This is a genomic window from Streptomyces sp. NRRL S-87 (assembly GCF_000719335.1).
Taxonomy (GTDB): Bacteria; Actinomycetota; Actinomycetes; order Streptomycetales; family Streptomycetaceae; genus Streptomyces.
In genome coordinates this window covers 21,865-34,054 of sequence record NZ_JOGB01000048.1, presented here as the reverse complement: position 1 = coordinate 34,054, position 12,190 = coordinate 21,865, and the positions used below count along the sequence as shown (strand labels likewise).

Annotated in this window: 9 protein-coding genes; 8 read left to right on the top strand and 1 reads right to left on the bottom strand. The window is 73.9% G+C overall.

Features of this window, described 5'->3' with window-relative positions; translation table 11 throughout:
• The first annotated feature begins 181 nt into the window (after positions 1-181).
• The 6 genes from IF43_RS0126355 (at position 182) to holA (ending at position 7,399) form a co-directional block, all read left to right on the top strand.
• Positions 182-1,027, top strand: coding sequence for a DegV family protein (locus tag IF43_RS0126355; protein ID WP_030205516.1), 846 nt, complete (start codon positions 182-184; stop codon positions 1,025-1,027).
• Positions 1,028-1,203: 176 nt separating this feature from the next.
• A complete protein-coding gene (locus IF43_RS0126350) occupies positions 1,204-2,292 on the top strand; it encodes a ComEA family DNA-binding protein (RefSeq protein ID WP_051796193.1) in 1,089 nt (362 codons plus the stop codon).
• Between the two features lie 95 nt (positions 2,293-2,387).
• On the top strand, positions 2,388-4,991 hold the full coding sequence (locus IF43_RS0126345) for a ComEC/Rec2 family competence protein (RefSeq protein WP_234332545.1): 2,604 nt from the start codon (positions 2,388-2,390) through the stop codon (positions 4,989-4,991).
• A gap of 167 nt (positions 4,992-5,158) precedes the next feature.
• Positions 5,159-6,040 carry a YceI family protein gene (locus IF43_RS0126340; RefSeq protein ID WP_030205512.1) on the top strand — a complete coding sequence of 294 codons (882 nt, stop codon included), beginning with the start codon at positions 5,159-5,161 and terminating at the stop codon, positions 6,038-6,040.
• Positions 6,041-6,097: 57 nt separating this feature from the next.
• The gene (locus tag IF43_RS0126335) at positions 6,098-6,358 is read left to right on the top strand and encodes a hypothetical protein (protein ID WP_030205508.1); all 261 of its coding nucleotides are present in this window, start codon (positions 6,098-6,100) and stop codon (positions 6,356-6,358) included.
• A gap of 51 nt (positions 6,359-6,409) precedes the next feature.
• A complete protein-coding gene (gene holA / locus IF43_RS0126330) occupies positions 6,410-7,399 on the top strand; it encodes a DNA polymerase III subunit delta (protein ID WP_030205505.1) in 990 nt (329 codons plus the stop codon).
• A gap of 225 nt (positions 7,400-7,624) precedes the next feature.
• Here the strand turns inward: holA and rpsT are convergent, their stop codons facing one another.
• Entirely contained in the window at positions 7,625-7,891 is a 267-nt protein-coding gene (gene rpsT, locus IF43_RS0126325) for a 30S ribosomal protein S20 (protein WP_030205502.1), read from the bottom strand.
• Positions 7,892-8,088: 197 nt separating this feature from the next.
• Here rpsT and lepA point away from each other — a divergent pair, with 197 nt between their 5' ends.
• Entirely contained in the window at positions 8,089-9,954 is a 1,866-nt protein-coding gene (gene lepA / locus IF43_RS0126320; protein WP_030205499.1) for a translation elongation factor 4, read from the top strand.
• A 334-nt stretch (positions 9,955-10,288) separates the two neighbouring features.
• A complete protein-coding gene (locus tag IF43_RS0126315; protein ID WP_030205496.1) occupies positions 10,289-12,178 on the top strand; it encodes a long-chain fatty acid--CoA ligase in 1,890 nt (629 codons plus the stop codon).
• Positions 12,179-12,190: the final 12 nt, after the last annotated feature.

Below are 12,190 nucleotides of genomic sequence, written 5' to 3'. Positions count from 1 at the left end.
CGGCGTGGCCCGGCCCGGAACCGCCTGACCGTCGGCCGCAGCGGAAGCCGCGGCGGCGTGCCGTGCACCTCCCCTGGCGCCTGCGCGCCGCGCTGCGAACCGGCCCCGGTCGGCCGCGGCGACCCGCAGCGGACCGCCCCCGAGCTGCCACGCCGGTTCCGCTCCCGGTAACCTCCCGCTCATGTCCCGCCATGTCGCGATCGTCACCGATTCCACGGCCTACCTGCCCCGACCGGCGATCCGGCGCCACAACATCACGGCGGTGCCCCTGACGGTCGTGATCGGCGACGAAGCCCTCGAGGAGGGCACCGAGATCTCCGCCCGCTCCCTCGCCCTCGCCCTCCAGAAGCGCCGCTCGGTGACGACCTCCCGCCCGAGCCCGGAGGAGTTCGTCAGGGCCTACCGGACCGCCGCCGACCAGGGCGCGAGCGCCATCGTCTCGCTCCACCTCTCCGCCGAGTTCTCCGGCACCTACGACGCGGCCGTCCTCGCCTCGAAGACCGCGCCCGTGCCGGTGCGCGTGGTGGACACCGGCATGGTCGCCATGGCCCTCGGCTTCTGCGCGCTCGCCGCCGCCGAGACCGCCGAGGCCGGCGGGTCCCTCGACGACGCCGTCGCGGCCGCCGAGAAGCGGGCGTCGGGCATGTCCGCCTTCTTCTACGTCGACACCCTCGACTACCTCCGCCGCGGCGGCCGCATCGGGGCCGCCCAGGCGCTGCTCGGCTCGGCGCTGGCCGTCAAGCCGCTGCTCCAGCTCGACGGCGGGCGCATCGAGGCGCTCGAGAAGGTGCGCACCGCCTCGAAGGCCATCGCCCGGCTCGAAGAACTCGCCGTCGACCGCGCCGGCACTGCCGACGTGGACATCGCGGTCCATCACCTCGCCGCCCCCGAGCGCGCCGAGAAGCTCGCCGAGCACCTCCGCGAACGCGTCCCCGGCCTCGTCGAGCTGCACGTGAGCGAGGTCGGGGCGGTCATCGGCGCGCACACCGGGCCGGGACTGCTGGCCGCGGTGGTCTCGCCCCGCTGACGCGCCGGTGCGCGGCGACCGAGCCGCCCCCGCACGCCTGATCCCACCCTCACCCCCGCTCCCCGCCCTCGTGGGCTCACCCCCACGGGTGACCGAGTTATCCACAAGCGGCAGTCTTTCCACAGACTTACGGCGGCCCGGCCGGGAATTCCCGTCCGCCCCTACCGTCTTGTGCCATGACTCTTCGAACTCCCGTGCCGGGTACGCCGCACACAGCACGAGCCCCCCGTCCGCTCCGCACGCGTACGGCCGCCTCGCCCGCGACCAGCGGCCCCGGCCGCGCCGCAGGCTCCGACAGCCGCGCCGCCCGTCGCGGTCGCGCCACGCCCGATCCCGCCGCGGTACGGGCCCGCGCCGAAGCGCTGTTCCCGACCCGACCGGCGCCCACGCCCCCGGATCCGCCCCCCGATCGGCACCCCCTGCCACCGTCCGCGGCCCCGCCGGCGGTCGACGACCACGCGGCGGTCGACGACCCCGCGGGGGGCGCGGCTGCGTACGCCGCCGGGCCGGCCGAGGCGGAGGATCCGACGTACGACTCGTCACCCCTCCCACCGCCCGGCGGCGCACCCCTGCCGCCCCTGGCGCCCCTCCCGCTCCGGGACCGGATCCGGGCGCGGGTGGGCGACCGGCTGCCCCTGTGGCTGCAGCTCAGGTGCGGGCTCGAACCGCGGGCACTGGCGGCCGTCGCGGTCGTCCTGCTCGTGGCGGTCGGATTCGCCGTCCAGCAGTCCGTCGCCGGTCGGCCGGAGGCGGTGGCGGCGCCCGAGGTCGTGTCCTCGGCTCCCGCTCCGCCTCCCGGGCCTCCTGCCGCGGGCCCCTCACCCACGCCGTCCGCGGTGGTGGTCGACGTCTCCGGCAAGGTCCGGGATCCCGGCGTCCGCCGCCTGCCCGCCGGCGCCCGGGTCGAGGACGCCCTGGCGGCCGCCGGGGGAGTGCGTCCGGGTGCGGACACCACCGGCCTCAACCGGGCCCGGGTCCTGGTGGACGGCGAACAGGTGCTGGTCGGCGTCCCGCAGCCGGCCGCCGCCCCCGCTGCGCCGGGCGGTCCTGCCGGCGGGACCGCCGGCCCCGGTGTTCCGGTCAGCCTCAACACCGCCACCGTGGACCAGCTCGACGGCCTGCCGGGCGTCGGACCGGTCCTGGCCCAGCACATCGTCGACTTCCGTACGGCCCGCGGCGGTTTCCGCTCCGTCGAGGACCTGCGCCAGGTCAACGGCATCGGTGAGCGCCGCTTCGCCGACCTGCGCCCCCTGGTGCGGCCGTGAACGGCCCGGGGCGGGCGCCGGACCAGCGCTCGGCACGCACCGCGTCACGCCGGCCCGAGGACGGGCCCGCGACCCCGGACGGGGGCCCGACGGACCTGAGGCTGGTGGGTCCCGCCCTCGCGGCATGGGGGGCGGCAGCGCTCGCCCTCACGGCACCCGCCGGCCAGACCCTCGCCGGTGTGACCGGCGGGCTGGTCCTGGCCGGCGGCCTCCTGGCCGTCGCGGCCCGCCGCTCGCGTCGTGGGCTCGGCCTCACGGCCTTGGCCGCCGTGCTGCTGAGTGCCGTCGCCGGCGCCGCCGCGGGCGGGCTGCGGGCCGCCGACGCCCGCGCCGGACCCGTACCGGGACTGGCCCGCGAACACGCCCGCGTGTCGGTGGAGCTCACCGTCACCTCCGACCCCCGCCGCCCGCGGAACGGCCCGCCCGCCGTACTCCTCGACGCCGAGCTGACCGCGGTGGACCGGGGCGCCGTCGGGTCGGGGAAGCCGTCCGGGCCGGGGAAGCCGTCCGGGCCGGGGGTGCCCTCCGGGGCGGGGGTGGCGCACGGGCGGATCGGCACGCACACCCCCGTGCTCGTCATGGCACGGCACCAGGCCTGGGCCGGGCTGCTCCCCTCCACCCGCGTGCGCGTGACGGGTCGCCTCGCGCCCGCCCGGGACACCGGTGAACGTGCGGTGGCCGTCCTGCGGGTGGGGACGGCCGTCCCGCCGGACGTCGTCGCCGGGCCCAGCGCCGTCCAGCGGGCCGCCGGCGCCCTGCGGGACGGCTTGCGCGAGGCCACCCGGGCCCTGCCGGCGGACGCACGCGCGCTCCTCCCGGGGCTGGTGGTGGGCGACACCTCACGGGTGCCCGCCGACCTGTACGAGGCCTTCAGGAAGACGGACCTCGTGCACCTGCTGGCGGTGTCCGGTTCCAACCTCACCGTGGTGCTGTTCCTCCTGATCGGACCGGCCGGGCGCGCCTCGCTCGCCGAGCGCGGCGGGCTGGCACCGCGCCTGGGGCTGTCCCTGCGTGCCACGGCGGTGTGCGGCGCGGCGCTCACGCTCGGGTTCGTCCTCGTGTGCCGGCCCGATCCGAGCGTGCTGCGGGCGGCGGCCTGCGGGGCGGTCGTCCTGCTCGCGATCGCCACCGGGCGCCGCCGGTCCCTGGTCCCCGCCCTGGCCGCGGCAGTCCTGCTGCTCGTGCTGTGGGACCCGTGGCTGGCCCGGAGCTACGGGTTCCTGCTGTCCGTACTGGCCACCGGCGCCCTGCTCACCCTCGGACCCCGGTGGAGCGCGGCGCTGCAGCGGCGCCGCGTCCCCGCCCGGCTCGCGGAGGCCGTGGCGGCCGCCGCGGCCGCCCAGGCCGTGTGCGCGCCGGTCGTGGTGGTGCTGGCGGCCCGGGTGAGCCTGGTGGCCGTGCCCTGCAACCTGCTGGCCGAGCTGGCCGCCGCTCCCGCCACGGTCCTGGGCTTCGCCGCACTGGCAGTGGCGCCGGTGGCCATGCCGGTCGCAGAACTGGTGGCCCGGTGCGCCGCGTTCCCGGCGGACTGGATCGCCGCCGTGGCCCGCACCGGAGCGTCACTGCCGGGAGCCGAACTGGCCTGGCCGGGCGGCATGGCGGGCGGCGCCCTGCTCGCCACGGTGACGCTGCTCACCGCCGCGGGCGTGGCGCGCCGGCACGGACCCGGCCCGCCGGGCGCGCCGGGCCCGCCGGATCGGACGGGCGGGCCGGGCGGGGCCGGCGCGTCGGGGCGGGCGGATCAGTCGGATCGGTGGGATCGGTGGGATCGGTCCGGGCCGCCGGCCCCGCCGGGGCCGGGGGGAGGGCGGGGCGGGGTCGGGCGGCGGTCGCGGTGGGCGCGGGGCCTGCTCTCCGCAGCGGCCGTCCTGGCGCTCGTCCTGGCGGTCCTGCGGCCGGTGCCGCTGACCCGGGTGCTGACGGGCTGGCCGCCCGAGGACTGGCGATACGTGCAGTGCTCGGTGGGCCAGGGCGACGCCGGGATCCTGGCGGCGGGCCCGGGTACGGCCGTGGTCGTGGACACGGGGCCCGACCCGGGTCCGGTGGACCGCTGTCTGACCGAGTTGTCGATCACCCGGGTGCCCCTCCTGCTGCTCACGCACTTCCACGCCGATCACGTGGGCGGCCTGGCCGGGGTCCTCGACGGGCGGGCCGTCGGCGCCATCCAGGCCACGGGGTACGAGGAGCCGGCGGAGCAGGCCGCGTTCGTACGCCGTACCGCCGCCGCGGCCCGGATCCCGGTGCTCCCGGGATCCGCCGGCGAGCACCGCCGGGTCGGTGCGGTGCAGTGGCAGGTCCTGTGGCCGCCGAGCGGTGCCCCGCCGCCGGCGGGCGGCCCGAACGACGCCAGCGTCGTCGTGCTGGCCCGGACGGCGGGACTCAGCCTGCTGCTGCTCGGTGACCTCGAACCGGCGGCCCAGGAGGAGCTGCTGACGACCCATCCGGAACTGGGTCCGGTGGACGTGCTCAAGGTGGCCCACCACGGCTCGGTCCACCAGTCCCCGGCCCTCATCCGACGGGTCCGCCCGCGCCTGGCCCTGGTCCCGGTGGGCGCGGCCAACCGCTACGGCCACCCGGCCCCGGCGACGCTCGACCTGCTCCGCTCGACGGGCGCCACCGTCGTGCGCACCGACACCGACGGCCCCCTCGCCGTCCTCGGCGACCATGCGGCGCTCCAGGTCGTCCGGGGCGGGGGGTGAAGGGGGAAGGCAGGCGACCGGGGGGCGCAGGGGAGGCGCACGGGAGGCGAACGGCAACAGTGGGGAACCGGACAGGGCGCGTGCTGTTTGCCCCGAAGTCGGCCGCATGATCGAATGCGTTTTCGCCAAAGGAGCGTGATCAGAGACAAGCACGGGGGTGCATCAACATGTTCGGTCGCCGACGGGGGCATGAGACGGCCGGCACGGGCGGTTCGACCCACACGCAGGAGGTGACGCTGCCACCGGCAGCGGCACTGTTCAGCCTACGGGTCGTCGACGGGGCCAACCGGCCGGTCCGGCTGGCCACGTTGGAGGTGACCGATCCGATCGGCCGCCGCGTCACGGCGGGTGAGACGGACCCGTACGGAGGCTTCCACGCCGTCGTCCCGGAGGGCGAGTACCGCGTGGCCGTCACGGCGGAGGGCTACGCGCCGTACCACGCGGCGACGTCGCTCGTGGCCGGGGGCCGGCCGGGGCCCGGGGACGTCGTCCTGGAGGACGTGGACCCGCCCCTGCTGCCGGAGCCGGGGCACTGGGAACTCGAACCCACCCATTCCTCGCTGGGTTTCACGGCCCGTCACATCGGACTGGCCAAGATCCGGGGCCGGTTCAACACGTTCGCGGGGGCGGTGCGGATCGCCGGCCGCATGGAGGACTCCTCCATGCACGTGATCATCGACGCGGCCAGCATCGACACGGGCGTGCGCATGCGTGACGACCACCTGCGCTCGCCCGACTTCCTCGACGCCGCCCGCTACCCGACGATCGAGTTCTACAGCGAGCGCTTCATCCACCGCAGCGGAACCCGCTGGGCGGTCGCGGGTGCGCTGACCCTGCACGGGGTGAGCCGTTCCGTGACCCTCGACACCGAGTACCTCGGCCTCGGGACGGGGCTGGAGGGGGAGGCCCGCGCCGCCTGCCGGGCGAGCACGGAACTGCACCGCGAGGACTTCACCCTCAACTGGCAGTCCATGCTCGCGCACGGCATCGCGGCCATCGGGTCCAGCGTGAAGGTGGGGCTGGACGTCCAGATCGTGCGGAAGAACTGAGGGGGGTCCGGCTCCGGTTCCCGGCCCTCCTGCCCGCCCTGCGGTGGGCAGGTCGGGATGCCGGAGAATGGGCCCGTGAACGCTCGACACGTACTGGTGCTCCCCGACCGCGACTCCGCAGAGGAGGTCGCGGTCGAACTGGCCGACCGCTTCGGCGTCGCCGACGAACCGCAGCTGGTGCGTGATGCGCTCGCCGGTGAGGACGACGCCGAGGACGCCCAGTGGCTGGTCGTCGTCGAGGACCCGGACGCCCGCCTGGACCCGTCCGGGCTCGACGCCCTCGCCGCCGAGTACGAGGGGTGGCTGGAAGCCCCGTAGCGGGCGCCGGCCGGGCGGGGTTGTCGGTGGGGCGTGGGATGCTGGACGGCGATGGCCACCAGGAAGAACCCCACCGACGATCCCCTCGCCCCCGTCACCCTCGCGGTGGGGCAGGAGGAGCTCCTGCTCGACCGTGCCGTACGGGAGGTGGTGGCGGCCGCCCGGGCCGCCGACGCCGACACGGACGTCCGCGACCTCGCCCCCGACCAGCTGCAGCCCGGCACCCTGGCCGAGCTGACGAGCCCGTCGCTGTTCGCGGAGCGCAAGGTGGTGGTCGTGCGCAACGCGCAGGACCTCTCCGCCGACTCCGTCAAGGACGTGAAGGCGTACCTCGACGCGCCCGTCGAGGAGATCACCCTGGTCCTGCTGCACGCCGGCGGGGCCAAGGGCAAGGCCCTGCTGGACGCCGCCCGGAAGGCGGGCGCGCGCGAGGTGGACTGCCCGAAGATGACGAAGCCGGCCGACCGGCTGGCGTTCGTCCGCGGAGAGTTCCGCGGCCTGGGGCGGTCCGCCACCCCCGCGGCGACCGAGGCGCTCGTCGACGCCATCGGCAGCGACCTGCGGGAGCTGGCCAGCGCGGCCGCGCAGCTGTGCGCGGACGTCGAGGGCACGATCGACGAGGCCGTGGTCGGGCGCTACTACACCGGCCGGGCGGAGGCCTCCAGCTTCACGGTGGCGGACCGTGCGGTGGAGGGCCGCGCTGCGGAGGCCCTGGAGGCGCTGCGCTGGTCCCTGTCGACCGGGGTGGCACCCGTGCTGATCACCAGCGCGCTGGCACAGGGCGTACGGGCCATCGGCAAGCTCGCGTCCGCACCGCGCGGCGCCCGGCCCGGTGACCTCGCCCGGGACCTGGGCATGCCGCCGTGGAAGATCGACCGGGTGCGCCAGCAGATGCGGGGCTGGTCCGCGGACGGGGTGGCCGTCGCGCTCCGCGCGATCGCCGAGGCCGACGCCGGGGTCAAGGGCGGCGGCGACGATCCGGAGTACGCCCTGGAGAAGGCCGTGGTGGCCGTCGCCCGAGCGGCGCGCAGTCGGCGGTGAGGCTGCCGGCCGGTGGGGCCGGGTCGCCGGCCGGCCCTTGACCGCTCTACGGCGCCTGCCGCATGACGAAGGCCCCGGGCGTCCTTCCCAGGACGGCCGGGGCCTTCGGTACCGCTGTGGTGCGCCGCACCCGCGTGGCGAACGCAGGCCGCGTGCGGCGCGGGATGCCGGTCGGGAGCGGAGAGAGAGGGCCCGCTGGGTCCCTGCCGGCGGTTACATCAGAGCTCAGCCCTGAAGGGAGGCAACCTTGGTGGCCAGCGCCGACTTCTTGTTGGCGGCGGCGTTCTTGTGGATGACACCCTTCGAGACGGCCTTGTCCAGCTGGCGCGAGGCGGCGCGGGCGGCCACGGTGGCCTTCTCGACGTCGCCGGCGGCCACGGCCTCGTTGGCCTTGCGGATGAAGGTGCGCAGCGCGGACTTGACGGACTTGTTGCGAAGGCGGGCCTTCTCGTTCGTCTTGTTGCGCTTGATCTGGGACTTGATGTTCGCCACGAAAGAGCCTTTACAGGTTCAGAGTTTTCCTTGGATGCGTCCTGCAAGCTGAGAGGGCACACAAGACACAGCTGTCCACGCTACCAGGTGCCGTTCGGTCGGCCCAAACCGAGCACAGTCGCTGTGTCATGGGACCATGGGGGTCTGCGTATCGATCCCGATCCGACATCGCCCGAGAACGAGAATCAGGACACTGCGTGCCCGCGATCCCTAGCCACGTGCCCGAGCCGAGCCGTACCGACCCGGCGCTGATCCGCAATTTCTGCATCATCGCGCACATCGACCACGGCAAGTCGACCCTCGCCGACCGGATGCTCCAGCTGACCGGTGTGGTCGAGCAGCGGCAGATGCGCGCCCAGTACCTCGACCGCATGGACATCGAGCGCGAGCGCGGCATCACGATCAAGTCCCAGGCGGTGCGTCTGCCCTGGGAGCCCCGGACGGGTGACGGTGTGGGCAGCACCCACATCCTGAACATGATCGACACGCCGGGCCACGTCGACTTCACGTACGAGGTGTCCCGCTCGCTGGCCGCCTGCGAGGGCACCGTCCTGCTGGTGGACGCCGCGCAGGGCATCGAGGCCCAGACGCTGGCGAACCTGTACCTGGCGATGGAGAACGACCTCGCGATCGTTCCCGTGCTCAACAAGATCGACCTGCCGGCGGCCCAGCCGGAGAAGTTCGCCGAGGAGCTGGCGAACCTGGTCGGCTGCGACCCGGACGACGTGCTGCGCGTGTCCGCGAAGACGGGTGTGGGCGTGGACGCCCTGCTCGACCGCGTCGTGCAGACCGTGCCCGCGCCGGTGGGCGTGGCCGACGCCCCGGCCCGCGCGATGATCTTCGACTCGGTGTACGACTCGTACCGCGGCGTCGTCACGTACGTGCGTGTCGTCGACGGCCAGCTCAACAAGCGCGAGCGCATCCGGATGATGTCCACGGGCGCCACGCACGAGCTGCTGGAGATCGGCACCAACTCGCCCGAGATGCTCGCGGCCGACGGGCTCGGCGTGGGTGAGGTCGGCTACCTCATCACGGGTGTGAAGGACGTCCGCCAGTCCAAGGTGGGTGACACGATCACCCAGATGACGGGCGGCGCGACCGAGGCGCTGGGCGGGTACAAGGACCCCAAGCCGATGGTCTTCTCCGGTCTGTACCCGCTCGACGGGTCCGACTACCCGGACCTGCGCGAGGCGCTGGACAAGCTGCAGCTGAACGACGCGGCCCTCGTGTACGAGCCGGAGACCTCGGCGGCGCTCGGCTTCGGCTTCCGCGTCGGCTTCCTGGGCCTGCTGCACCTGGACGTGATCCGCGAGCGGCTGGAGCGCGAGTTCGGGCTCGACCTGATCGCCACCGCGCCGAACGTGGTCTACCGCGTGGTGTTGGAGGACGGCAACGAGGTCACCGTCACCAACCCGAGCGAGTTCCCCGAGGGCAAGATCTCCGAGGTGTACGAGCCGGTCGTGCGCGCCACGATCCTCGCGCCGAGCGAGTTCATCGGCTCGATCATGGAGCTGTGCCAGACCCGCCGCGGCACCCTGCTCGGCATGGACTACCTGTCCGAGGACCGGGTCGAGATCCGCTACACGCTGCCGCTCGCGGAGATCGTCTTCGACTTCTTCGACCAGCTGAAGTCCAAGACCCGCGGCTACGCGTCGCTGGACTACGAGCCCACCGGCGAGCAGAGCAGCTCCCTGGTCAAGGTCGACATCCTGCTGCACGGCGACAAGGTCGACGCCTTCTCGGCGATCACCCACAAGGACGCCGCGTACGCCTACGGCGTGCGCCTGGTCGCCAAGCTGCGCGAGCTCATCCCGCGGCAGGCGTTCGAGGTGCCGGTCCAGGCCGCCATCGGCTCCCGGGTCATCGCCCGCGAGACCATCCGCGCCATCCGCAAGGACGTCCTCGCCAAGTGCTACGGCGGTGACATCTCCCGTAAGCGGAAGCTGCTGGAGAAGCAGAAGGAAGGCAAGAAGCGGATGAAGATGGTCGGCTCGGTGGAGGTGCCGCAGGAGGCCTTCATCGCCGTCCTGTCGAGCGACGAGTCCGGCGCCAAGAAGAAGTAGCCGGTCCGGCCGCGCCCCCGGTCCGGTCCGGCCCAGTCCGGTCCGGCCCAGTCCGGCCCGGCCCGGTCCGGCCCCGCGCCGGTCCGGTTCGGTCCGGGTTCCGCTCGCGTGGGGCCGGTGTTCGCGTCCCGTACCGGGACGTCCTGGCCGAAAACGGGCCCCCGCGCACCTGCGCGGGGGCCCGTTTCGTTATGAACCGGCCGCACACTGGCTCTTACGCCCCGGCCGGGCGGCCTCTACTCTGATCACTGCTCGATGGTTACTCGCCAGTCACAAAAACCCGCCAGTCCCCACGCTCCCACGCAACTCCGCGTGGACCGGTCCGGAGGATGTCGTGAGCGACACACAGTCCTTGATCGAGAATCGACCCCCCACCGTTGCGGCCGTCTTCCTTGAGCGGGTCGCCGCGACCCCGGATGCGGAGGCGTACCGCTACCCCGTCCCGCCGGCCGCCGGCAGCGGCCCGGACGACTGGAGGTCGCTGAGCTGGGGGCAGGCCGCCGAGCGCGTCTTCGCCATCGCGGCCGGCCTGATCGAGCTGGGCGTCCAGCCCGAGCAGCGGGTCGCCCTCGCCTCCTCCACCCGGGTGGACTGGATCCTCGCGGACCTCGGCATCATGTGCTCCGGCGCCGCCGTCACCACCATCTACCCGAGCACGAACGCCGAGGAGTCGGCGTTCATCCTCGGCGACTCCGACAGCCGCGTCCTGATCGCCGAGGACGCCGCGCAGCTCGCCAAGGCCCGCGAGCGCCGCGCCGAGCTGCCCGAGCTGCACCACGTCGTCGTCATCGACGCCGAGGGCGCGGTCGCCGAGGCCGGCGACCCCGAGGGCTGGGTGCTCTCCCTCGCCGAGCTGGAGCAGCGCGGCGCGAAGTACCTGGACACGCACCCCGAGGTCGTCAAGGAGCGGGTCTCGGCCATCACGGCCGACCAGCTCGCCACCCTGATCTACACGTCCGGCACGACGGGCCGCCCCAAGGGCGTACGGCTGCCGCACGACAACTGGTCGTACATGGCCAAGGCCACCGTGGCCACCGGCCTGATCACCAAGGACGACATCCAGTACCTCTGGCTGCCGCTGGCGCACGTCTTCGGCAAGGTGCTCACCTCCGGCCAGATCGAGGTCGGCCACGTCACGGCCGTCGACGGCCGGATCGACAAGATCATCGAGAACCTGCCGGTGGTCCGGCCGACCTACATGGCCGCCGTGCCGCGCATCTTCGAGAAGGTCTACAACGGCGTGGCCGCCAAGGCCCGCGAGGGCGGCGCCGCCAAGTACAAGATCTTCAAGTGGGCGGCCGAGGTCGCCCGCGAGTACGCCAAGGTCACGCAGGACAACTTCCGCCGCACCGGCCAGGCCACCGCGCCCTTCGGCCTCTCTGCCAAGCACGCGGTCGCCGACAGGCTCGTGTACTCCAAGCTCCGCGACGCCTTCGGCGGCCGCCTGCGCGCCTGCGTCTCCGGCGCCTCCGGCCTGGCCCCCGAGATCGGCTACTTCTTCTCCGGCGCCGGCATCCACATCCTGGAGGGCTACGGCCTCACCGAGTCCAGCGCCGCCTCCTTCGTCAACCCGGGCGAGGCCTACCGCACGGGTACGGTCGGCAAGCCGCTGCCCGGCACCGAGGTCCGCATCGCCGACGACGGCGAGATCCTGCTGCGCGGCCCCGGCATCATGGAGGGCTACCACGGCCTGCCGGAGAAGACCGCCGAGGTCCTCGAGTCCGACGGCTGGTTCCACACCGGCGACATCGGCGAGCTCTCGCCCGACGGCTACCTGCGCATCACCGACCGCAAGAAGGACCTGATCAAGACCTCGGGCGGCAAGTACGTCGCCCCGGCCGAGATCGAGGGCCAGTTCAAGGGCATCTGCCCCTACGTGTCGAACATCGTCGTGCACGGCGCCGACCGGAACTTCTGCACCGCGCTCATCGCCCTCGACGAGCCCTCGATCCTGGGCTGGGCCGCCGAGAACGGCCTGGAGGGCAAGTCGTACGCCGAGGTCGTGGCCGCGCCCGAGACCAACCGGCTGATCGAGACGTACGTCCAGACCCTGAACCAGGGGCTGCAGCGCTGGCAGACGGTCAAGAAGTTCCGGCTGCTGCCGCGCGACCTGGACGTCGAGCACGGCGACCTGACCCCCAGCCTGAAGCTGAAGCGGCCGGTGGTCGAGCGTGAGTTCAAGCACCTGATCGACGAGATGTACGAGGGATCGCGGGAGGCGTAGCGCGCCGAAGCG